The 22,625-nt window shown below is 68.9% G+C and carries 20 protein-coding genes and 1 pseudogene; 9 read left to right on the forward strand and 12 right to left on the reverse strand.

The features are described 5' to 3' along the window. Nucleotides 1–34: 34 nt before the first annotated feature. The 4 genes and pseudogenes from FOB47_RS09950 to FOB47_RS09965 all read right to left on the reverse strand — a co-directional run bounded on the left by FOB47_RS09950 (nt 35) and on the right by FOB47_RS09965 (nt 5,001). Nucleotides 35–1,015, reverse strand: a complete 981-nt coding sequence (locus tag FOB47_RS09950; protein ID WP_174780767.1) for a tripartite tricarboxylate transporter substrate binding protein — start codon at nt 1,013–1,015, stop codon at nt 35–37. A gap of 66 nt (nt 1,016–1,081) precedes the next feature. Continuing rightward, a complete protein-coding gene (locus FOB47_RS09955) occupies nt 1,082–2,089 on the reverse strand; it encodes a Bug family tripartite tricarboxylate transporter substrate binding protein (RefSeq protein WP_174780768.1) in 1,008 nt (335 codons plus the stop codon). 118 nt (nt 2,090–2,207) lie between these two features. Next, nucleotides 2,208–3,038 carry a 5-deoxy-glucuronate isomerase gene (gene iolB / locus FOB47_RS09960; RefSeq protein ID WP_244959226.1) on the reverse strand — a complete coding sequence of 277 codons (831 nt, stop codon included), beginning with the start codon at nt 3,036–3,038 and terminating at the stop codon, nt 2,208–2,210. Then, a pseudogene (locus FOB47_RS09965) lies at nt 3,035–5,001 on the reverse strand (bifunctional 5-dehydro-2-deoxygluconokinase/5-dehydro-2-deoxyphosphogluconate aldolase). The gene iolB and the pseudogene FOB47_RS09965 overlap by 4 nt, the downstream one beginning before the upstream one ends. A 229-nt stretch (nt 5,002–5,230) precedes the next feature. Between FOB47_RS09965 and FOB47_RS09970 the strand changes: the two are divergent. The 6 genes from FOB47_RS09970 to FOB47_RS09990 all read left to right on the forward strand — a co-directional run bounded on the left by FOB47_RS09970 (nt 5,231) and on the right by FOB47_RS09990 (nt 11,219). Further along, the gene (locus tag FOB47_RS09970; RefSeq protein WP_244959227.1) at nt 5,231–6,088 is read left to right on the forward strand and encodes a MurR/RpiR family transcriptional regulator; all 858 of its coding nucleotides are present in this window, start codon (nt 5,231–5,233) and stop codon (nt 6,086–6,088) included. A 299-nt stretch (nt 6,089–6,387) separates the two neighbouring features. Continuing rightward, complete coding sequence (locus FOB47_RS26280; RefSeq protein ID WP_023263369.1) at nt 6,388–6,516, forward strand: hypothetical protein; 129 nt, start codon at nt 6,388–6,390, stop codon at nt 6,514–6,516. A gap of 76 nt (nt 6,517–6,592) precedes the next feature. Beyond that, nucleotides 6,593–6,928 (forward strand): YXWGXW repeat-containing protein, encoded by a 336-nt coding sequence (locus FOB47_RS09975; protein ID WP_174780770.1) that lies wholly within the window; start codon nt 6,593–6,595, stop codon nt 6,926–6,928. A 259-nt stretch (nt 6,929–7,187) separates the two neighbouring features. Further along, complete coding sequence (locus FOB47_RS09980) at nt 7,188–8,612, forward strand: mannose-1-phosphate guanylyltransferase/mannose-6-phosphate isomerase (RefSeq protein WP_174780771.1); 1,425 nt, start codon at nt 7,188–7,190, stop codon at nt 8,610–8,612. Continuing rightward, complete coding sequence (gene gmd, locus FOB47_RS09985; RefSeq protein ID WP_170265920.1) at nt 8,599–9,825, forward strand: GDP-mannose 4,6-dehydratase; 1,227 nt, start codon at nt 8,599–8,601, stop codon at nt 9,823–9,825. Before FOB47_RS09980 ends, gmd begins: the two co-directional genes overlap by 14 nt. Before the next feature lie 89 nt (nt 9,826–9,914). Further along, nucleotides 9,915–11,219 (forward strand): lipopolysaccharide biosynthesis protein, encoded by a 1,305-nt coding sequence (locus FOB47_RS09990; protein ID WP_174780772.1) that lies wholly within the window; start codon nt 9,915–9,917, stop codon nt 11,217–11,219. Nucleotides 11,220–11,353: 134 nt separating this feature from the next. Here FOB47_RS09990 and FOB47_RS09995 read toward each other — a convergent pair whose 3' ends face one another. From FOB47_RS09995 to FOB47_RS10005, 3 genes are read right to left on the reverse strand one after another with little or no spacing between them, the layout of a single operon-like run. Further along, a complete protein-coding gene (locus FOB47_RS09995) occupies nt 11,354–12,028 on the reverse strand; it encodes an acyltransferase (protein WP_174780773.1) in 675 nt (224 codons plus the stop codon). Beyond that, entirely contained in the window at nt 12,025–12,828 is an 804-nt protein-coding gene (locus FOB47_RS10000; protein WP_174780774.1) for a glycosyltransferase family 2 protein, read from the reverse strand. The genes FOB47_RS09995 and FOB47_RS10000 overlap by 4 nt, the downstream gene beginning before the upstream one ends. Continuing rightward, a complete protein-coding gene (locus FOB47_RS10005; protein WP_144425911.1) occupies nt 12,825–14,096 on the reverse strand; it encodes a hypothetical protein in 1,272 nt (423 codons plus the stop codon). Before FOB47_RS10005 ends, FOB47_RS10000 begins: the two co-directional genes overlap by 4 nt. Nucleotides 14,097–14,373: 277 nt before the next feature. On the opposite strand from FOB47_RS10005, the gene FOB47_RS10010 reads away from it, so the two are divergent. Continuing rightward, nucleotides 14,374–15,375, forward strand: a complete 1,002-nt coding sequence (locus tag FOB47_RS10010; protein ID WP_053823287.1) for a GDP-L-fucose synthase family protein — start codon at nt 14,374–14,376, stop codon at nt 15,373–15,375. Between the two features lie 28 nt (nt 15,376–15,403). Continuing rightward, complete coding sequence (locus FOB47_RS10015; protein ID WP_174780775.1) at nt 15,404–16,669, forward strand: glycosyltransferase WbuB; 1,266 nt, start codon at nt 15,404–15,406, stop codon at nt 16,667–16,669. A gap of 16 nt (nt 16,670–16,685) precedes the next feature. On the opposite strand, the gene FOB47_RS10020 is transcribed toward FOB47_RS10015, so the two are convergent. Beyond that, nucleotides 16,686–17,402: a hypothetical protein gene (locus FOB47_RS10020; RefSeq protein WP_174780776.1), complete on the reverse strand. Its 717-nt coding sequence runs from the start codon at nt 17,400–17,402 to the stop codon at nt 16,686–16,688. A gap of 208 nt (nt 17,403–17,610) precedes the next feature. Next, entirely contained in the window at nt 17,611–18,483 is an 873-nt protein-coding gene (locus FOB47_RS10025; RefSeq protein WP_174780777.1) for an MBL fold metallo-hydrolase, read from the reverse strand. Nucleotides 18,484–18,639: 156 nt separating this feature from the next. Here FOB47_RS10025 and FOB47_RS10030 point away from each other — a divergent pair, with 156 nt between their 5' ends. Next, on the forward strand, nt 18,640–19,197 hold the full coding sequence (locus FOB47_RS10030; protein WP_053823283.1) for an LbetaH domain-containing protein: 558 nt from the start codon (nt 18,640–18,642) through the stop codon (nt 19,195–19,197). A 27-nt stretch (nt 19,198–19,224) separates the two neighbouring features. Here the strand turns inward: FOB47_RS10030 and FOB47_RS10035 are convergent, their stop codons facing one another. From FOB47_RS10035 to FOB47_RS10045, 3 genes are all read right to left on the reverse strand, one after another. Beyond that, the gene (locus tag FOB47_RS10035; RefSeq protein WP_174780778.1) at nt 19,225–20,391 is read right to left on the reverse strand and encodes a glycosyltransferase family 4 protein; all 1,167 of its coding nucleotides are present in this window, start codon (nt 20,389–20,391) and stop codon (nt 19,225–19,227) included. Further along, nucleotides 20,384–21,304, reverse strand: coding sequence for an NAD-dependent epimerase/dehydratase family protein (locus tag FOB47_RS10040; protein ID WP_174780779.1), 921 nt, complete (start codon nt 21,302–21,304; stop codon nt 20,384–20,386). Before FOB47_RS10040 ends, FOB47_RS10035 begins: the two co-directional genes overlap by 8 nt. Nucleotides 21,305–21,454: 150 nt before the next feature. Beyond that, on the reverse strand, nt 21,455–22,600 hold the full coding sequence (locus FOB47_RS10045) for a glycosyltransferase family 4 protein (protein WP_053823280.1): 1,146 nt from the start codon (nt 22,598–22,600) through the stop codon (nt 21,455–21,457). Nucleotides 22,601–22,625: the final 25 nt, after the last annotated feature.

Consider the following 22,625-nt stretch of genomic DNA (forward strand, 5'->3'; position numbering starts at 1 on the left):
CTGTTTCTGCGTAGGCCGGCCCCGATCTTTCCAATCAGGTCTTGATCCCCAGTTTTTCGATCAGCGCTTTGAAGGTGGCGTTGTCGCGCGCGATCACGCGCTTGAAGGCGGCTTCGTCCAGATAGCCTTCGCCCATGTTCTGTTTGGCCATCGTTTCGCGCAGCGCCGGGTCCTGCATGGTCTTGGCGATGGCGCTGCCCAGGCGCGCCACCACTTCCGGCGGCGTGCCCTTGGGCGCGGCGATGCCGCGCCAGCCGTGGATGACCAGATCGACGTTGCGCTCCCTCAGCGTCGGCACGTTCTCCCAGCCCGCCTTGATGCGCTGCTCCGACATCACCGCCAGCGGGCGGATCTTGCCGGCGGCCACATAGGTCGCGACTTCGACCGGCGTCACCGCCACCGCTTCGATATGTCCGCCAAGCAGATCCAGCACCGCCGGATTGGCGCCGCGGAACGGCACATGGTTCAAGCGCACGCCGGCCTTGTCCTCCAGCGCGGCGGCGGACAGATGACCGAGCGAGCCCGGGCCGGCGTTGCCCACGCGCATCGAATCGGGCTGCTTGCGCGCGGCGGCGAGGAACGCCTCGATGGTCGTGAAGGGCGAGTCGGCGCGCACCGCGATGGTGGCCGGGTCGGCGTTCAGGCGGGCCACCGGCGTCATGTCATCGGCGGTGAATTTGGCCAGGCCCAGATGCGGGATCATCGTCAGCTCGACCGTGATCACCGCCAGCCGATAGCCGTCGGGCTTGGCACTGACCAGATCGGCCCAGCCCACCGCGCCGCTGGCGCCGGACTTGTTCAGGATCACCAGGTTCTGTGGCAGGTGCTTGCGCGCGGCCTCGGCGAAGGCGCGCGCCAGCACATCGGTGCCACCGCCGGCGGCGAACGGCACGATCAGCTCGATCGGACGCGACGGGTAGGTGCCGCCCTGGGCCAGCGCGGGGCAGGCCGCGGTGGCGGACACGGCAGCGAGCGCGCGCAGCACGGCGCGGCGTTGATGAAACGGTGCATTCATGATGAAGATTCCCGGGTACGGTAAAGACGGGGCGACGAAATGAAGAAGAGCCGGCGCAGGCCGCGCTCAATCGAGCCGGATGCCGGCGGCCTTGATCACGCCGGACCACAGCTTCTGCTCGCTGCGCGTGAAGTCGCCGAATTCCGCCGCCGACATCGGCATCGGCTGGATGCCGAGTTCCTCGAGCTTGGCGCGCGTGCCGGGATGGCGCAGCGCGGCGACCAGCTCCTGATTGAGCCGCGCGACGACCGGCTGCGGCAGCTTGGCCGGACCGACGAAGCCCTGCCAGGCATAGGCCTCGAAGCCGGCCAGTTCCGGCAGGCCCGATTCCGCCATGGTCGGCACGTCGGGCAGGATCGGCAGGCGCTGCGGCGTGGCCACGGCGAGCACGCGCAGCTTGCCGCTGCGGATCATCGACAGGCTCGGCGGCAGATCGACGAACATGGTCTGCACCTGGCCGGCCATCAGGTCCTGCAGTGCCGGCGACGAGCCCTTGTAGGGCACGTGCAGAATGTCGGTACGCGTGCGTTGCTTGAACAGTTCCAGCGCGACATGCAACGGCGAGCCCGGGCCCGAGGACGCCGAGGAAATGCGCCCCGGCGACTTGCGCACCAGCGCGACGAACTCTTTCATGTCTTTCGCCGGAAAGGAGGGATGCACAGCCAGCACCAGCGGCATCCGGCCCAGTCCGCCGATGAAGGTGAAGTCCTTGCCGGCGTCGTAGGTCAGGCTCGAATACATCGCCGGGTTGAAGGCCAGCGTGCCCGAGTCCGCCGTGCCGACCGTATAACCGTCGGGCGCCGATCGCGCGATGGCGGTAGCGCCGATGATGCTGGCCGCGCCGGGGCGATTCTCGACCACCACGGGCTGGCCGAGGTCCTGGCCCATGCGCAGCGCCAGATTGCGTGCGATCACGTCGGTGGTGCCGCCCGGTGCATAGGGCACGATCCATTTGACCGGCTGGCTGGGGAAGGTCTGCGCGCCTGCGGGGGCAGCGCAGGTCAGCGTCGCGGACAGTGTCGTGGCCAGTGCGGCGAACGCGCGGGCAATGCCGCGAGGGATGCGGGTCTTCATGGCAATGTCTCCTGTCTTGGCGGGAACTGCGGTGTTCCCTTGTCGTATGGCGAAGCGGGTGCCGCGCGGCGGCGGCGATCGAGCGGGTTCAGCGTTGGCGAAGCGTCGGCACAGCGTTTCAGCGTGGCGCCATCAGCCACGCGTGCGCCGGGTCGTTGCGGAAGGCCCAGCGCCGTTCGGGGCCGGCCATCGTGTTCAGGTAATAGAGGTCGTAGCCGTATGGCGCCGTGCAGGGGTGATAGCCGCGCGGCACCAGCACCGCATCGCGGTGCTCGACCGCCATCGCCTCGTCCAGACTGCGGTCGCCGGTATAGACGCGCTGGAAGGCGAAGCCTTGCGAGGGATCGAGCTGGTGGTAATAGACCTCCTCCAGCGCGGTCTCGGCCAGCGGGTCGCTCGCGTCGACGCTGTCGTGCTTGTGCGGCGGATAGCTGGACGAATGGCCCGCGGGCGTGATCACCTCGACCACCAGCAGCGATTCGGCGGCCTCGCTCTCGGGCAGGATGTCGCAGACATGGCGGGTATTGGCGCCCTGGCCGCGCACGCTGCGCCGCATCTGCGCGGGCTCGATCACGCGGCACGGCAGGCGGCCCTGGGCCGGCGCGGTGCTGAACGCCACCTCGGCCGCGTCGCGCGCGATGACCTGCACGTCGCCGCCCGGCGGCACATAGACGGCATACGGCGACTGCGCCTCGAAGACCGACCGGCGGCTGCCCAGCGCGCTGAACCGCTGCGTGCCGACCATCACGTCGACCTGCCCGGACAGCACCGTGATGCACAGCTCGCGCGCACCGGTGGGAAACGCCTCGGCCTCGCCGGCCCCGAGCCGGATCGCGCGAAAGCCGATATAGCGCCAGCCAGCCGACTGCGGCGTGATGTCCACGATGTTGCGGCCCGGTTGGGCCTTGACCAGCAGGCTGCCGGTGTTCCGCATCGGCCTCGTGCTCATGCTGCCTCCCGTGCGGCGCTGTCCGCCGCCTGGCCGGGCCGTGTGCTGCGCCAGCCGGCGATCAGCCGGCGGAAGTTCCCGGCCACGCGCGCCCGGAAGGCATCGTCGTCGAGTTCGCGGCGCAGCCACGCGAGGCTCGCCTCGGCCCATACCGAGCGGCCGATCATGAAGCCCTTGACCAGCGGCGAGCTGGCTTGCGCGAAGCCCTCGAGCAACTGCTCGAGCGGCTGGTTCAGGCCGAGAATCACCGCACCGCGGCACCAGGGGTCGCGCTCCTGCACCAGCTGGTCCAGCGCCTGCCATTGCGCGGCCGACATCGCGCCGACCTTCCACCATTCCGGCTTCAGACCGATGTCGTAGAAGTGGCGGATCGCGCGGACCACGGCTTCGCCCCGGTCGTTCGGCGCGAGAGTGTCCTTGGGCGGAATGACCTCGAGCAGCAGCTCGTGGCCGCTGTGGCGGGTCGCTTCCCACACGGTCTGCAGGTAGTCGTCCTGCTCGGCGCGCAGCGCGGCGGGATCGTCCGGGTGATAGAACACCAGGCACTTGACGACCTGCTCGCGCGGCCAGTGCGCCAGTTCGGAGGCGAGCGAGCGCGTGCCATCGAAGCGCAGCGGCCGCGAGCCCGGCAACTCGATCGGGCGGCCGACCCACCAGCCTCGTCCGGTGGCCTGATGCAACGCGGACTCGCCCAGCCGGCCGTCGATCAGCACGCCGATCTTGCGCCGCAGCCCGGATCGCCTTCGACCTCGGCCACCACGTCGTTGATCAGCCGCTTGAGCCGAGGGATGTCCGCCACGTCGGCACCCGCCTCGCGCGCCAGCTCCTCGAATTGCGAGCGATGGTCGTAAGCCAGCACGTACAGCTGCGGCCAGGGCTGGCGCGGCGCCGAGACGCGATGCAGATGGGCCAGCGTCGGATCGCGGTCGGGCCGCGGATGACGATGGCCGGAGAACCAGTGCGCCAGTTCGGCGGGCGTGGGCATGGCCGGCGCACAGCCGTGCCGCGACACCACGATGGCGCCGCACGCATTGGCGATGGCCGCGGATTCGCGCCAGTCCTTGCCACGCAGCAGCCCGGCGAGCAGGCCCGAAGCGAAGGCATCGCCTGCGCCCAGCACGTTGAGCACCTCGACGCGCTCGCCCAGCACCGTCAGCGCATCGTCCAGCGTCGGCGGAATCTCGCCGGTGACGATCGAGCAGCCGAGCGGTCCGCGCTTGATCACCAGCGTGGCATGCGTGCAGGCGCGCACCTGGCGCAGACTGGCCATCAGGTCGCCCTCGGCGCCGCCAGCGATCAGCCATTCCTCCTCGGTGCCGATGATCAGTTCGAAGGCGCCGAGTTGTGCCTGCAGATGGCGGCTGACCTGCGCATTGCCGATGTAGCGCGTCTCGCCGTCGCCCTTGCCAGTCAGGCCCCACAGCACCGGCCGGTAGTCGATGTCCAGCACGCGCACCACGCCATGGCGCCCGGCGATCTCGAGCGCGCGCCGCGAGGCAGCCAGCACGCCGGGCGTGCTCAGATGCGTGCCGGTGATGACGAGGCTGCGGCAGCGCGCCAGGAAGCCCGCATCGATGGCCTCCGCGTCCAGCGCCATGTCTGCGCAGTTTTCACGCGCGAACAGCAGCGGGAAGGTGTCCTGGTCCTTGATGCCCAGGAGTACCATGCCGGTCAGCCGCGCGTCGTCGATCTGCACCTGGCTGACGTCGCAGCCTTCGCGGCGCAGTGTCTCGAGCAGGAAGCGTCCGTTCTGCTCGTTGCCGACGCGCGAAATCATCGCCGAGCGCAAACCGAGCCGCGCCGTGCCGAAGGCGATATTGGCCGACGAACCGCCCAGGTATTTGGCGAAGGTGCTGGCCGCCTCGAGGGTGCAGCCGATCTGCTGCGCATAGAGGTCGACCGCCAGCCGGCCAAGGCAGGCCACATCGAAATCGCGCTGGTCGGGAAATGGGAGGGTGCGCATGAAGGCTGTCTCTGTCTTGCTGTCTTGTGTTGTGTCCGCTGTCCCGGGTCGGGGCCGGGGCTGGTGGCTTGACCCACCAGAAGGAAGCTGGAAGCGATGATAGCGCGAGAATAGAAAATTTGTTCTGTTTTTGTTGTGTGAGAAAATAAATTCCAATTCAATGCCTTCCTCTCCACATGGGCCGCATGACGCGGCCGCCGGCGAGGCGGTGCGGCGACACCAGTTACCGATGAGCGAATCCCTTCCCTACGCAGACGCCGAGCAATTCCTGGCCGCCGTGCGCGCCGGCTTTCCGCAACTGAGCAAGCAACTGAAGGCGATCGCCCAGTACGTCGAGGCCCATCGCGAACAGCTGGTGCTTGACGGCGTCAACGAGTCGGCCCGCCATTGCGGCGTGCAGCCCTCGGCCATGGTGCGCTTCGCCAAGCATTTCGGGCTGTCGGGCTATTCGCAGATGCAGGCGCTGTTCCGCGCGGCCGCGGCGCGGCAGCTGGCGCCGAATCGCGACTATCGCGACCGGCTGCGCGCGCTGATCGGCAGCAAGGGCGGCCCGCTCGCGCCGGCGGACATCGCGCACGAGGTCATCGCGGGCAGCCTCGACAGCCTCGAGGCCCTGCAGCGCGAAGTCGATGGCGCGCGCTTCGGCGAAGCGGTCGAGCTGCTGGTCGAGGCGCCGTCGATCTGGCTGGCCGCCTCGCGGCGCGCGTTCCCGGTCGGCGCCTACCTGGCCTACGCGCTGCAGCACACCAGCAAGCCGATCCAGTGGCTCAATGGCCTTGGGCACATGCAGCAGGGCCAGCTGCGCGCCATGCAGCCAGGCGACGTGATGATCGCGGTCTCGTTCGCGCCCTATGCCGAGGAAACGCTGGCCTGCGTCAGGACCGCAGCCGCGCAGGGCGCGCGCATCGTCGCGCTGAGCGACAGCGCGCTCGGCCCGCTGGCCGAGCACGCCAGCGTGCTGCTGCAGGTCCAGGATGGCGCGACCTTCGGCTTCCGCTCGCTGACCAGCACGCTGTGCCTGGCGCAATCGCTGTTCCTGGCGCTCGCCTACCGGCTCGAGATCGAGTACACCGGCACGGCGCACTGACGCGTCCACGGCCGGTTTGCTGGCCGATCCGCAGGCACGGCATGCCGCCGTCCTGCCGGCATCCATTTCCGATGTAACGCCGCATTACGCGCGCGCAATGCACCGCGTGGCTTGCACACCCTTTCATCCCGGCGAAAAAGCCTTGCCGCGCAACGAGATACGCCGCTCGACGCCGTCGATCGGCGCGGCCGGCGCCATCCCATGGCGCTGTGAGAGAGCCTTACAAGTGCAACGTCCGCCGCAGCATGCGCGCCGCTACATTGCAGCCATGTTCAACGCGCCCCGACAAGGAGCCAAAGATGAAACGAACCAAACGAACGCTGTCGATTCTCGTGCTGCTGTCCGCCACCGCCGCCATGCTGTCCGCCTGCATCGTCGTGCCGCATGGACACGGACATGGGCATCACCATCGCCATCACCGTTATTGATTGAAATGCGGTCGCGCCGACTGGCCGGACCGCATCACAGCAAACCCAAGCTTGTTTCCCGAAGCAGGAGTACCCGATGACCCGTCCCTTGATTCTCGCGCTCGCCACCCTCGCCGCCGGCTCGGCCTTCGGATTCGTGTCGCCCGCCCAGGCATATGATGGCCATCGCTACGACCGCGACCCCGGCTATCGGCGCGATGCACCGCCACCGCCGCGCCATGAAGCGCCACCGGCCGCACGCCGGGGACAGGTGTGGGTGCCGGGCTACTGGCGCGCCGCCGGTCCGCGCTATGTCTGGCAACCGGGCCACTGGGAACGCGCCCGCCCCGGCTACCGCTATGTGCCCGAGCGCTGGGTGCGCGGGCCGCATGGCTGGGTGATGCGGCCTGGCCATTGGGTGCGAATCCGTTAGCGCGCAGTGCATGAATGCCGCCCCACCAGCGCGGGGGCGGCAACCGTGTCGGCATTCGTTGAATGCCGTTCCACCGAGCACCGAGAGCCGGCCGTTGTGCCGGCTTTTTTTGTCATCGCCGCGCCACTCACAGCGCCGCACGAGGACCGTCGACCTCTGTTGCCTAGCAAACATTGCTGCGGCACAGCGGTCGATACACTTGCCCTGACGGTTTCACCCAATCGCATCGGCACGCGCGCAGCGGCCGATTGGAGGTGTCATGGCAAGCGAGAATCGAATCGTACCGGTGGTGCTGTGCGGCGGCACCGGTTCGAGGTTATGGCCGCTGTCGCGCGACGGCCATCCGAAGCAGTTCCTGCGTCTGCTTGGCAACCATACCTTGCTGCAGGACACGCTGCTGCGCGTGCGCGGCATCGACGGCGTCGGCGCGCCGATCCTGGTCAGCAATGAAGCGCATCGCTTCGTCGTCGCGGAACAGGCGCGCGAGATCGGCTGCGAACCGGCGGCGATCCTGCTCGAGCCGCATGCCCGCAACACCGCGCCCGCCGCCGCGGTCGCCGCGCTCAAGGCCCAGGCCGGCGGCGACGATCCGATCCTGCTGGTGCTGCCGTCGGACCATCTGGTGCGCGACCACGCCGCCTTCGCGCGCTCGGTGGCGGCGGCCAGCGCAGGCGCGGCCGCCGGCGCGATCGCCACGCTGGGCGTGGTGCCGACCTTTCCCGCGACCGGCTACGGCTATATCAAGGCGGTACCGACCAACGACACCGGCCTGATGACGGTCAAGCGCTTTGTCGAGAAGCCTTCGCTGGAACAGGCGACCGACTTCCTCGGCGAGGGCAACTGCTATTGGAACAGCGGCATGTTCCTGTTCCGCGCCTCGGTCTATCTCGAGGCGCTGCGGCAATTCGCGCCCGAGATCCTGCGTGCCGCCGAACAGGCCGTGGCGCGCGGCAAATCGGACCTGGACTTCTGCCGGCTCGATGCCGATGCGTTCGGGGCGTGCCCGTCCGATTCGATCGACTACGCGGTCATGGAGCATCTGCGCGACGCACGCATGGCGCCGCTGGCCGCCGACTGGAGCGATATCGGCTCGTGGGACGCGGTATGGAAGGCGGCCGACAAGACCGAAGACAACAACGCGGCGATCGGCAATGTGGTCACGCACGGCGCGCGCGACTGCCTGGTCCACGCGTCGCACCGGATGGTCGCCGTGGCGGGGCTCGACAGCGTGATCGTGGTGGAGACGCCCGACGTCGTGCTGGTGGTCCACAAGGACCATGCGCAGGACGTCAAGCAGCTGGTCGAGGCGCTGCGTGCGCAGGGACGATCCGAAGCGACGCAGCACCGCCAGATCTACCGCCCATGGGGTTCGTACGATTGCGTCGACCACGGCCAGCGCTATCAGGTCAAACGCATCAGCGTCAAACCCGGCGCCAAGCTGTCGCTGCAGAAGCATCACCATCGTGCCGAGCACTGGGTGGTGGTGTCGGGCACCGCGCGGGTGCGCCGCGGCGACGTCGAATTCCTGCTGACCGAGGATCAGTCCACCTATATCCCGATCGGCGAAACCCACAGTCTCGAAAATCCCGGACGGATCCCGCTCGAACTGATCGAGATCCAGTCCGGCTCGTACCTTGGCGAAGACGACATCATCAGGATGGCAGATATTTATGGGCGCACTTGACCTGCAACCGCTCGGCCCGCTGGCGGCCGGCGATCTCGAACTCCAGCCGCGGCAGCACGACGAGGGAACGTCCGGCGGCGGCGCGCGCCGCAAGCGTGCGCTGATCACCGGCATCACCGGGCAGGACGGCGCCTATCTGTGCGAACTGCTGCTGGCCAAGGGCTACGAGGTCCATGGCATCAAGCGGCGCAGCTCGCTGTTCAATACGGAGCGGATCGACCACCTGTACCAGGACCCGCAGGCCCCCGACCGCCGCCTGATCCTGCACCACGGCGACATGACCGATACCGCGAGCATGGTGCGCGTGGTGCAGCAATCGCAGCCGGACGAGATCTACAACCTGGCCGCGCAGAGCCATGTGCAGGTGTCGTTCGAAGAGCCGGAATACACGGCCAATACCGATGCGCTCGGCACGCTGCGCCTGCTCGAGGCGATCCGCATCCTCGGCCTGGAAAAGACCACGCGCTTCTACCAGGCGTCGACCTCCGAGCTGTACGGCCTGGTGCAGGAGATTCCGCAGAAGGAGACCACGCCGTTCTATCCGCGCAGCCCGTATGCGGCCGCCAAGCTCTACGCATACTGGATCACGGTCAACTACCGCGAGGCGTACGGCATGTACGCCTGCAACGGGATCCTGTTCAATCACGAGAGCCCGCTGCGCGGCGAGACCTTCGTGACGCGCAAGATCACGCGCGCCATCGCGCGGATCGCGCTGGGCCTGCAGGACACGCTGCATCTGGGCAACCTGTCGTCGCTGCGCGACTGGGGCCATGCGCGCGACTACGTGCAGATGCAATGGATGATGCTGCAGCAGGAGCAGGCCGAGGACTTCGTCATTGCCACCGGCGAGCAGCACAGCGTGCGCGAGTTCGTGCAGCGCGCCGCCGCCGAGCTCGGCATCACCGTGCGCTTCGAGGGCAGCGGCGTCGACGAGATCGGCGTGATCGCCGCGCTCGACAACAGCCGCCAGCAGCTGGCGCCGGGGCGCAAGGTCGGCGACGTGATCGTGCGGGTCGATCCGCGCTACTTCCGCCCGACCGAGGTCGACACGCTGCTCGGCGATCCGACCCGCGCGCGCGAGCGGCTGGGCTGGTCGCCGACCACCAGCTTCGACGAACTGGTGCGCGAGATGATCGGTGCCGATTACGCGGCGGCGCGGCGCGATGCGCTGTGCAAGCTGGCGGGCTTTCGCGCCTACGACCATCACGAATGATGCGGTGGACACGAGTTTGAACGCATAAGCGCATGGCATGACGGCCCGGGCCTGCCGCGGCAGCCGGGCCGCAAACGGAAGAGGCGAGCGTGGAGCGGATATTGCGCGGAATCGGCGCGAACGCGCTGGGCCAGGCGGTCACCATCGTGACGCAGCTGCTCAGCGTGCCGATGTTCCTGGCGGCATGGGGTCCGGAGCGCTATGGCACCTGGCTGATGGTGATCGCGGTGCCGGTCTATCTGGGGCTGGCCGACCTGGGCTTCACCGGCGTGGCGGTCAACCGCATCAACATGAGCATCGCCGCCGGCAACCAGCGCGCCGCGGTGGTGTGCTACCAGTCGGCGCTGGTGCTGCTGCTGGCGATCGGCGCCGTGCTCGCGGGTCTGTCGATGCTGCTCGGCGCGGCCTTCGGCAACGCGATCCAGGGCTGGACCGGCCTGGCCGGCGGCGCCGCGGTGCTGGCGATGCTGATGATCGCGATCCAGGTCTCCACCTATATGCTGGCGCTGCTGTCGCACGGGGTGTTCTGGAGCGCGGGCCGCTACGCCGAAGCCACGATGTGGTTCAACCTGTTCCGGCTGCTCGAGTTCGGTGCGCTGGCGGCCGGCGTGCTGCTGTTCGACGGCGGCTTCCTGCTGCTGCTGACGCTGCTGGCGATCGTCCGCGTGCTGCTGGTGATCGTCATGTATCGCCGCATGATGGCGTTCGCCCCGTGGGCGCGCGTCGGCGTGTCGGCCTTCTCGCGCGCCGAGGTGCGCGAGATGCTGCTGCCGGCGCTGGCGCTCAATGCCTTCCCGATCGGCAATGCGCTCAATATGCAGGGCATGGTGCTGTGCGCCGGCTTCGTGTTCGGGCCGGCCTTCGTGGCCTACTTCAGCGCGATGCGCACGCTGTCGCGCATCCCCTACCAGCTCGGGCAGCTGATCAGCCAGGCGCTGTCGCCCGAAATCGGCCGGCTCTATGGCCAGCGCAACGCCACCGCGCTGCGCGCGCTGTTCCGCCACGCGCTGACCGCGTCGGTCGGCCTGGCCACCGCCTGCGGCATCTTCCTGTACGTCGCCGGCGAATGGATCTGCCAGTTGTGGACGCACGGCAAGATCTCGCCGATCCATCCCGACTACAGCTGGCTGCTGGCCGCCGCGGTGGTCAATTCGCTGTGGCACACGGCGTCGGTGATGGTCACCTCGACCAACAACCATGCGCGGCTGTCGCTGGTGTATCTGGGCGCCAATGTCGCGGGCCTGCTGATCGCGGTGGTCGGCGGCAAGCTGTTCGGGCAGCCGGCGGTGTCGTTCGGCGTGCTGGCCACCGAGCTGCTGATCCTGCTGGTGCTGCTGCCGCAGATCCATGGATTTGCGCGGCACGGGTTGGCGGGGGCGCTGGTGAAGCCGTGACAAGCCTGCCGTGACATGCCGGCCGTGACATGCCGGCCGTGCAATGCGGCCGTGCGACGCGTCATTCCCGCGCGCGCATGCGGGTCCCCGCCTTCGCGCGGACGGCGTCGGGCCGCTTCGCGCGCCGTGCGGCCTCAGACGATATACCCTTCCTCGCGGCGGAAATACGCCAGGTCTTCCGGCAGTTCCTGCACCGCCTTGGCGGGGCAGCCGCCGTACAGCATGTGCGGCGCCGCCATGCTGCGGTTCAGCACCGCGCCGGCGGCCAGCACGCTGTAGTCGGGCAGCGCCGCGCCGGGCAGCAGGATCGAGCCGGTGCCGACGAAGCAGTAGGCGCCGATCGTCACCGGCGCGCAGCGCTGGCGCGATTCGCGGATCGACACGCTATGCGTCAGGATCTGGCTGCGATAGCCGGCCACCGTCGAATAGGCGCCGACCGTGATCGTATCGGTGCAATCGAGGATATGGCGCGAGGTGATCGCGGCATGCCGCGCGATCACCAGCGCCGGATCGCGATCGGCGGCATCGCGAAAGTGCGGCGAGTCGGTCAGCCCCTGCGGGAATCCCGACACCCAGTTCAGGCTGCCGAGAATCGCATGCTCGCCCAGGCTCAACCGGCGGATACCCTTGACCAGCGTCAGATGGGCGATATGCGAGTGCGGCCCCATCTCGAGCTCGTCGCACAGCACCAGCGACCAGCCGATGCGCGCGCTCGGATCGATGCGCGCGCCGCAGAAGCGGTTCAGCAGCCGCCGCCGCAGCGGCCAGGGCAGGCCGATCGAGACGGCCGCCAGCACTTTCCGGATCATGACTGCCTCCCGAACACGGGGCCGCGCACCACCCGTTCATAGGTCGCGCGCGGATTGGCCAGATGCTTGGTCACGCGGTACCAGGCCGATGCCAGGTCATCGTAGCGGCGCCGATCGCGCCCGAGAATCTTGCGGAACATGCGCTGCTCGAACTGCCGGTGCGCCTCGGCAAGCCGCGTTGAGCCGGTGATCGACTCGGCGTAGACGCGGTAGCAGCTGAGGAAGTCCGGCACATTGCGGAAGGTCGCTCCCGCCAGCGCCATGTCGACGACCAGTTCGCCGTCCCAGTTCGAGCGGTTCTCGACGTTGAAACCGCCGACCGCGCGATAGGTCTCGGCGCGGAAGAACGTCGACGGCTGGATCGCGATGCTGGCGCCATAGGCCGCGCGGCGCAGGCCGAAGCGGTCGGAGTACACCCGCCGCACCAGCGCGCCCTCGCCGTCGATCACGTAGCCGTTGCCGCAGATCACGTCGGCCGACGGATAGCGGCGGAAATACGCGGCCACCTTGGCGAACGCTTCGGGCAGGAACAGGTCGTCGGAGTTCAGGTAGCAGAAGATCTCGCCGGTCGCCGCCGCGAAGCCCTTGTTCAGTCCGTCGGCGGGGCCGCTGTCCGGCTCGAGGATGCAGCGGTCGATCGAGCCCGCATGGCGCGCGATGATGTCGCGGCTGCCGTCGGTCGATCCCGGGTCCACCACGATGTATTCGAGCTCGCAGCCGCGCTGGCTGGTGACCGAGCGGATCGCCTGTTCCAGATAGCGTGCCTGGTTGAACGAGACCGTGACCACGCTGAATTTCATCGCACGCTCCGCAGCTGGCGATAGCGGGAGGCATGGTGCCACGCGAACAGCATGCCGAGGAACATCGCGGACTCCCAGCGGTGGTCCGCCGAGAACGGCGAGAAGAACACGTCCCAGACGAACTGCGCGGTGCCGACATAGAAGAAGATCGGCATCGTGGGCATATTGCGCACGAACAGCCACAGCGTGCGGGCCAGCATGCAGATCCAGTAGAGGCCCCCGACGATGCCGCTCCAGATCAGCGCGCCCATCAGGAAGGAGTGCGCGGGAATCAGCGTGTCGTCGGTGACCACGATCTTGTCGTCGAGCGCCGCGCCCATCTGGTAGACCATCACGCTGTAGGCGTCCTGGTAGCCGTTGCGGTCGACCGCCCATGAACCGTGGCCGAGCAGCGGCGCATCGAGGAAGGCGCGCACCGAGATCAGGATCTCCGAGCGGCCGCCGAACAGGATGCCCAGCTCGCTGGTGGCCTGCACCGTATATTTGTGCGCCGCTTCGGGCGTCAGGAAGCTGAACTCGCCGGCGTGCGCGAAGATCATCGAGAACAGCGCGTTCAGCGAGGCGATCACCAGCACCAGCACGCCGAACAGCAGCGGAATGCCGCCGCGCGTATTGGTCAGGCTGCGTATCCATGCCACCACCGACGTTCGGCGCAGCAGATAGATCGCCAGCGCCAGCAGCGGCAGGCCGGCGGCGCTGCGGAAGTCGAACACCACCGATACCGCGCAATAGGCAACGATGCACAGCGCGATGCGCAGCGCGCCGGCACGCGCCATCGACAGGTAGCACAGCAGCAGCATCAGCACCGGCATCGCATAGCCCCATTTCCAGGGGTTGAACAGCATCTCTTCGGTGGGTGCGCGGCTGAGGTTGACGATCTCGCTGAGCGCGGCGCCGATCAGGAAGTACCAGATCCGCTTCGAGCTGCCCTGGCTGAAGTGGGTGCCGATGGCGAACACCGTCAGGAAGAACACGCCGGGCGCCAGCACGCCCTTGATCGACGAGTTCAGCGGCGTACCATTGGACAGGTCCGACAGCGCCTGCGCGAAGGCCCACATCAGCGTCAGGCCGAGGAAGGAGGCATAGGCGCGCTCGATCCGCAGCGTGGACAGCATCGCCAGCGCGTAGGCAGCCGCGACGAACTCGCCGACATACACTTCGCCGATCACGTTGACCTTGATTGCGCACAGTGCGCCCAGCCCGAGATACAGCAGCATGGCCGAGTGGCTGGTGCGGGCGCCGATCGGCAGGGTCGAGGTCGTTTGCATGGTCTGGCCGCCTTCTGAGTCGGTGAGCGGGTATGCCGTGCGGGCCATGGACCCGCATGGCCGCACGATGCCGGGGGGTAAGCATGTTTTCCGTTCGATGGCGCACACCGGTTCGACGCGGCCTGCGCGAATGTGCGCAAGCCCACAGTCGGCGGCGGGAGCGCGCGCTAGAGTCCGTCCAGTGCACGCCCTTCCGGGTGCAGCCCGGTGTGCCCGCCCATCGTCCGACGGCCACGTTGGTGGCCCACTTCGCCGATCCACAGTCAGTGTCACAGCCATGAATCAGCCTCCACACCGCATCTTCGTCGCCGGCCATCGCGGCATGGTCGGCGGCGCCATCGTGCGTGCGCTCGGCACGCGTCGCGACATCACCGTCATCACCCGCACGCATGCCGAACTGGACCTGTGCGACCAGGCCAAGGTACGCGCGTTCTTCGCCGAGCAGCGCATCGACGAGGTCTACCTGGCCGCGGCGCGCGTGGGCGGCATCCATGCGAACAACACGTATCCGGCCGAGTTCATCCAGCAGAACCTGATGATCGCGGCCAATGTCGTTCACGAGTCGTGGCGCTCCGGCGTCAAGCGCCTGCTGTTCCTCGGTTCGAGCTGCATCTATCCGGCCTTCGCCGCGCAGCCGATCGACGAGGCGGCGCTGCTGACCGGCGCGCTGGAGCCGACCAACGCGCCGTATGCGATCGCCAAGATCGCCGGCATCAAGCTGTGCGAGAGCTACAACCGGCAATACGGCACCGATTTCCGCTGCGCGATGCCGACCAATCTGTACGGCCCCGGCGACAACTACCACCCCGAGAACAGCCACGTGATTCCGGGCCTGCTGCGGCGCTTCCACGAGGCCAAGCAGAACGGCGCCAGCGAGGTCGTGGTGTGGGGCACCGGCACGCCGCTGCGGGAATTCCTCTACGCCGACGATCTCGGCAAGGCCTGCGTGCACCTGATGGGGCTGCCGCAGCAGGAGTACCGCAATCACGCCGGCGCCCCGGGCTTCTTCAATGTCGGCAGCCCCGACGAGGTCAGCATCCGCGTGCTGGCCGAGCTGATCGCCGACACCGTGGGCTTCCGCGGCGCGATCCGCTTCGACACCAGCAAACCCGACGGCACGCCGCGCAAGCGGCTGAACTCGCACCGGATCGAGGCAACCGGCTGGAAGCCGACCGTGTCGCTGGTCGACGGCCTGCGGCTGGCCTATCGGGACGCGCTGCAAAGCGGCCGCCTGGAAAGCCCGCCCAGACGCCAGCCGCGGCTGGTGGCGCTGCGCTGATCGCGCGCATCGAGAACGGCGCGCGCCGATGAAGATCCTCCTGTACTGCCTGAACTACTCCCCCGAACTGACCGGCATCGGCAAGTACACCGGCGAGCAGGCACGCTGGTTCGCCGCGCGCGGCCACCAGGTGCGCGTCGTCACGGCGCCGCCCTACTATCCCGCCTGGCGTGTCGGCACCGGGTATCGCGCATGGCAATACCGGCGCGAGCAGCACGATGGCGTGCAGGTATGGCGCGCGCCGCTGTGGGTGCCCAGCCGCCCCTCGGGCCTGAAGCGCGTGCTGCATCTGGCCAGCTTCGCGGCAAGCAGCGTGCCCTGCCTGCTGGCGCAATGGCGCTGGCGTCCGGACGTGGTGATGGTGCTCGAGCCGCCGCTGCTGTGCAGCCCGGCCGCGCTGCTGCTCGGGCGCTGGACGGGCGCGAAGACCTGGCTGCATGTGCAGGACTACGAGGTCGATGCCGCCTTCGGGCTGGGCCTGCTGAAGCAGCCGTTGCTGCGCAAGCTCGCCTTTGCGCTGGAACGCCATGCGATGGCCGGCTTCGACCGCGTGTCGACGATCTCCGAGGCGATGCTGCGGCTGGCGCGCGACAAGGGCGCGCCGGAGGCCCGCACCCAGCTGCTGCCGAACTGGGTCGACCTGCGCGCGATCCGGCCCGGCCGCGGCAGCCTCTATCGGCGTCGGCTCGGCATTCCGGCCGATGCGACGGTGGCGCTGTACTCGGGCAACATGGGCAACAAGCAAGGGCTGGAGGTATTGGCGCAGGCGGCGCGCCAGCTGCGCGACCGGCCCGACATCTGGTTCGTGCTGTGCGGCGACGGCGCCGGCCGCGCCGCGCTCGAGCAGGCCTGCGCCGGGCTGCCGCAGGTCCGCTTCCTGCCGCTGCAGCCGGCCTCGCGCTTTCCGGCACTGCTGGCCGCCGCCGATCTGCATCTGCTGCCGCAGCGCGCCGATGCCGCCGACCTGGTGCTGCCGTCCAAGCTGGCCGGTATGCTGGCCAGCGGCAGGGCGGTCATCGCGACGGCGCATCCCGGCACCGAGCTGGCCCGCCTGGCGGCGCGCTGTGGCCGCGTGGTGGCGCCTGGCGATGGGCTCGCGCTGGCCGCGGCGATCGAGCAACTGGCCGCGGACCCGGCCACGCGCGACACGCTGGGCGCGGCGGGCCGCGCCTGGGCCGAGCGCCATCTGGACCGCGACGCGGTGCTGGGCCGCTGGGAGGCCGCGATGCAGGCCCTGTGCGGCGAGCACACGGCGGTCAGCGTGCCCGCGGCAAGCGTCAGCAACGAACGATGAATCGCGCGGCTGCGCCTTACCGGTCGCTGCCGCTGGTCACACCGCCACCGCCCGTGCCGCGATCCGAGGTACCGCTGCCTTTGGTCGCGCCGGACGGCGTGCTGGCCTTGCCGCCCCCGGCACTGGCGCGGCTGCTGCCCTGGGTCGAGTCGGACACGCCGCTGGCACGGCGCGAGTCGGTCGCCGGCTTGCCGCCGGTCGCGTCGCCGCCGCGGTTCGCGGCGGTATTGCCTGCCGTATTGCCCGCGGTATTGCCCGCGGTGTTCGCCGTCCCCCCGCCGCCGGGCGCTGCCTTCGCGCTGCCGGGCGGCTGACGTCCGCCGGACGGCGATCCGGTGGTGGGACTGCCGCCATGCTCGACATCGCCGGCGCGGGATTGACGCGAATCGCCGGCGCCGGCTTGTGCGCCACCCTGAGCGCCACTCTGGACACCACCTTGCCCGCTTCCTTGCGTGTTCGACTGCGCGCCCTGCCCGGGACCGACCGCGCCGCGCGCACCGCCGCTGAGGGGACCGCTGGCGCCGCCCGCCGTGCCGGTCGCTGCACCGGCTCCGGCGCCGGTTCCCGACGATGTCGCGCCCGTGCCCGTGTTGCCCTGCGCGCTGGCGCCATCGCTCATGCCGGTCGATCCGGCCTTGCCGCTGCCGCCGCTCGAGCGGCCCTGCGCCATCGCAAGCTGGCTGGCCAGCGCGAGGCAGGATGCGGCCACCACCAGCAGATGTCGTGGTTTCATGCTGTCCCTCCTGATTGTCGACGTGGCGACCCACGCGATCTCTGCGCGATCTCCAATCCCCCTCTTCACGCAAGCCGCATGCCGGCATGTGGGCACGATCCGCGACATGCGGACGCCGCGCCGCGCGGCATGCTTGCAGAATTTGCTCCACGGACTTGCATATTTGGGGCCGGCACGCCCCGCGTATCGGCGAACGCTTCCCCGTGGATCACGGCGCGGTGGCGAACGCGCTGGCCGGCACGCGGGCCGAGCGCCGCGCCAACCGTTCGAACTCGACCATGTCGTGGCCGCAGCAGACCGTCATGTGGCCATCGCGCCGTTCCTTCAGTTCGCGCAGATGCCGTTGCGTGGCCAGCCGCGCCTCGCGGTCCTTTTCCATCATCCATTGATAGAAGCGCAGCCCTGGCGTGCAGTACGGCCGCACCGGGTCGAGTTCGCCGTGATGGAAATAGGCGTCGCCGGCCTGCAGCAGCCACTCGCCCTGCGCCTGTACCGCAATGCCCGCGTGGCCGAAGGTGTGGCCCGGCAATGCAACCAACGCCATCTCGGGCGGCAGGCCGTCGAGCGTGCGCACCTGGTCGAAGCCGTACCAGCGCTCGCCGGCGTCCGGCGCGTAGGCGCGCCAGCGCTCCTGCGTCGACCACTGCTGCGGGCGAAAGCGCTGGCGGTCCAGCCACGTACGTTGCAGCCGCGCATAGTCGCGTTCGGCGGCCATCAGGTGCACGGTGGCCCAAGGAAAGTCGTCGAGGCCGCCGGCATGGTCGAAGTCCAGATGCGTCAGCACGATATGCCGTACGTCACGCGGATCGAAGCCCAGCGCCTCCACCTGCCGATAGGCCGTCATCTCGTCGCGGAAATCGGGCCGCAGCAGCGTCAGGAAGAAGGCGCTCAGGCGCGAGCGCGGATCCTGCACGTCGCGCCGGCCCAGGCCGGTATCGACCAGCACCAGGCACTCCGGCAACTCGACGAGCAGGCAGTGGCAGGCCAGTTCGCCGCGCTCGAGGATCGAGCGCGAACGCCCGTCCATCAGGCGCCCGCCGAGCGGACAGGTCGAGATGCAGTTCAGATGATGGATCCGCATGAATGCCCTCCGGTTGGATCCACCGTTCGTGCAAGTCCCATTCCAGGCCACCTTCGCGGCGCGCATGGCGCGGGGTCTGTGACCGGCCGCACCGACCGGCGGCGTGCGCCGGCTCACCATCGTGCCGTGCGCGCCGTGCGCTGACCGGGACAGCCGATGCTGATTACGCAAGACGATCCGACCATGGGCCCCTCGTTTTCGCTGGGGAACCGCGTGCAGCGGCAGATCTGGAACTGGGTCTGGCTGTTGCTGTTCCGCCCCAGCCCGCGGCCCGCGCATGCGTGGCGCGCCGCGCTGCTGCGGCTGTTCGGCGCACAGCTTGGGCGGCATGTCCATGTCTATCCCGGCGTGCGGATCTGGGCGCCGTGGAATCTGCGCATCGGCAACAATGCCGGCGTGGCCGACGGCGTCACGCTGTACAACATCGAACGGATCGACATCGGCGAGTACTGCGTGGTGTCGCAAGGCGCGCATCTGTGCACCGGTTCCCACGACTACAACAGCCCGAACTTCCAGCTGATCGCGTTTCCGATCACGCTCGCCCCGCGGGTATGGATCTGCGCCGAGTGCTTCGTCGCGCCCGGCGTGTCGGTGCCCGAAGGCGCGGTGGTCGCGCCGCGCTCGGTGGTCACCAAGCCGCTGCCGACCGCGTGGACCGTCTACGGCGGCACGCCGGCAAGGCCGATCGGCAAGCGCAAGCCGCAGGGACGCTGATCGGCGACGCGCAGCGCGGTACTGCGCTCAGCCAACCAGGTCCATCACGATCTGCTGGTAGGTCTCGGCGAAGCGCCGACGGCGCCGTACCAGGTCGTCGCGCGCAACGCGCGCCTGTTCGGCGTCCCGTTCCGGCGCCGCCGGCCCGGCAAGGACCTGCGCCATGGCGTCGGCCAGGGCCGGCGCATCGTCCGGCGCGAAATAGACGCCGCGCGGCGGTGCCTGTTCCCGATGCACCTCGATATCGGACAGCAGGATCGGCTTGTCCAGCGACTTGGCCTCCTCCACCGTGGTGCTCCATCCTTCGAAGCGCGACGGATTGATCAGCGCGGCCGCGCCGCGCATCAGGCCGGTCAGATCGCCGTGGGGCACCACGCCGAGGAAACGGAAATGCCGTTGCAGCCCGGCCTCCTCGACGCTTCGGAACAACCGCTGGCCATAGCCGGGCTTGCGATGGTCCGCGGTCTGGCCGGTGGACAGCACCAGCGCGTCGATCCCGCGCCGACGCAGCAGGCGCAGCGCCTCGACCACGATGCCGTGGTTCTTGTGCTGCCACAGCTGGTTCGGCAAGTGAAAGTAGGGGCCGTGAAAGTCGTAGCGGCGTTCCAGTTCGGACACCGGCGGCGCCGGTGCCAGCGGATTGATGTTGGCGACGAACTGCAGCACGCGGGCGCGATGCGCCTGCGCCGGAAAGCAGCGCTGCAGGTCACGGCACGCGGCGTGGCTGCTGACCAGTATCCGCGCCGAGCCCTCGCACAAGGAGGCGAACAGGCGATCGCGCATCGCGATCTCTTCGGCCGAGAACATCTCGGGCAGATGCAGATGCTGGAAATCCGGGATCCAGCCGAGCGTCGGCACGCCGGCGCGCGGACCGAGCGGGTTGTGGTGCGACAGCACCGCGATGCCCTTGCGGACCAGATAGCGCGCCAGCATCAGGTCGGTGCCGCTGGCCGCCTGGCATGCCTTGCGCATGTACCACCACGGATGGCGGCGGTCGAGCAGGCCCGTGCGGTGGACCGGCAGCGGCGGCATGCCATCGAGCAGATACGCCGGCGTACGCGCGCCGGTCAGGATCACCGGATCGATGGTCCGTTCGGGCAGCGTGTGCAACGCCCACAGCAGGTTGCGGAAGTAACTGATGCCGCCGAGCCAGCCACGATCCTGGAAGGCAAAGACGAAGCCGACCCTAGTCATCGCAGGCCGCCTCGAACCAGCGCGCAAAGCGCTGCACGCCCTCTTCCAGCCGGATTTGGGGGGCCCAGCCGGTGCTCAGCGTATGGCCGATATCGGCACGCTGGTCGCAGGGATCGCCATGGCGCGCCTCGCGCGAAAACCGCGGATGACGCGCGGGCGCCAGCTCGCGATACAGCAGCGCCAGTACCTGCCCGACCGTGGTGGCCGTGCCGCTTGCCCCGTTGTAGACCGCGCACGCCGGCGAGGCATGCGGCGCCACCGCGGCCACCAGGCGCGCCGCATCCTCGGCATGCAGCCAGTCGCGGCTCTCCTCGCCCGTGCCGCCATAGAGGTCGTCGCGCTGACGGATCTTGCGGCAGGCGTCCCACAGCAATTGCTTGCGCTGGCCCTCTCCATACAACGAGAAGAAGCGGACCACCGCGACCGGCACGCCGAAGTGCGCGCCATACGATGCGCACAACTGTTCGGCCATCAGCTTGTGCGCGCCGTAGGGTGAGGCGGGCCGCAATGGCACCGTGCCCCCTTCGCGGGCCGGGCAATGCGCGGCGTCGCCATAGACGGCTGCGCTGGACGGATAGACCACCGGCGTGTTCGGGCAATGTCGGCGGACATATTCGAGGACGGCGGCGGTACTGTCGACGGTGCGCGCGTGGTCGCCGAAGGGATCGCGCAGCGACGCCGACACCGAACCGCTGCCGGCGCAATGCACCAGCAGGTCGGGCTCGATCTCGAGCCGCTCCAGGCTCTCGAGCGCGACATTGGCGCGATGCCAGACCATGCGGCCCTGGCAGGCGCAACCCGGCAGCCCGTGACCAAGGCCGACCACGCGCCAGCCCGCGGCCAGATAGTGCTCCACGACGTAGCCGCCGAAGAAGCCCCTCGCCCCGGTCACCAGCACGGTCTTCTCAGTCATCGTCAAATCGCCTGCAACGCGTTGCCAACCCGAACGTTCGGTTGCGTGAACAATATAGCGTTGACGCCGGCAATCGAACGTTGCCTGGGCCTCATAACGTGAAGCGTCTTTGCTGACGGTCGTGCGGCGGGATCGGGCGCGCCCTGCGTGCTAGACGCAATGGCTGTGCAGCAGTTGCTTGACCTGTTCGCCGGCACTGCGCCAGTTCAGCCGTTCGGCGTACTCGCGGTACGCGCCCCGGGCGAGCGCGCCATAGTGCGGGGCGGACTGGAACACGCGCTCGATGTAGTCGCACCACTCGAGCGGATCGGCCTCGAGCTCGAAGGTCATGCCGTTGCGGCGATCGCGGACCGCGGTCGGAATGCCGCCGACGCGCGTGGCCAGCGACGGCAGGCCGAAGGAACTGGCCTCGGCCAGCACCACGCCGTAGCACTCGGCGGTCGACGGCAGCAGCAGGAAATGCGCCTCGCTCATCAGCCGCTCGAAACGGCGGCGGCCCTGCTCGGTCGTCTTCGGCACGAAGCCGTGCAGCTTGACGAAGCTCGGCGGCTCGTACGGCGGGCGGCAGCCGACCACATGCAGCTCGGTGGGCAGGCCGCGGCGGTTCAGGCATTGCGCCACCGCCAGCGCGGTTTCGCCGCCCTTGCGCGTCCAGTCCACGCCGACCAGCAACAGCCGGCACACGCGGTAGTCCTTGCCGAGCACGATCCGCTCGATATCCTGCGAGGTGCGCCGGCAATCCAGGTTCGCGCCGAACGGCACCACCTTGACCTTGGCCGCATCGACGTCGTAGTGGCGCAGCGCGGTGGCGGCCGCCCATTCCGAGCTGAAGATCGCCAGCCGGCAGCGCGACAGCGCCTGCTGCTCGAGCCGATGGCCGTCGCGCAGCGTTTCCGCGCAGAAATTGCTGAAGCCGGGATAGAAGCCGACCATGCCGTCGAAGGTCGCGTCGGTCCAGATCGCGATCGGGCGGTCGGTGTCCAGGCACGACACCGGCAGCGTGCCGGGGCTGAGCACCGCGTCGCAATGCGCGCCCTCCAGGCGGCGCTGCACGCGCCGCGCATAGCGGCGCGCCACCGTCGGCGAGCGGTCGCGCTGGTAATCGCGCCGCAGCAGCCGCCGATAGGCCAGCGCCTTGGCGCGCAGCAGGCAGGCCAGCACCGGCCCCTCGTCGACCTTGTCGATCACCTCGGTCTCGATCGCGCTGCTGCGCAGCGCGCGCGGGATATAGCTTGCCGATCCCGACCAGGCATGGGGATCGGAGGCATCGTATGTCGTCACATAGGCCACTCGCATGGTTCTCTCCAGCGGTGGCGGCGCA

The sequence above is a fragment of the Cupriavidus gilardii genome, assembly GCF_013347325.1.
Lineage (GTDB): Bacteria > Pseudomonadota > Gammaproteobacteria > Burkholderiales > Burkholderiaceae > Cupriavidus > Cupriavidus gilardii.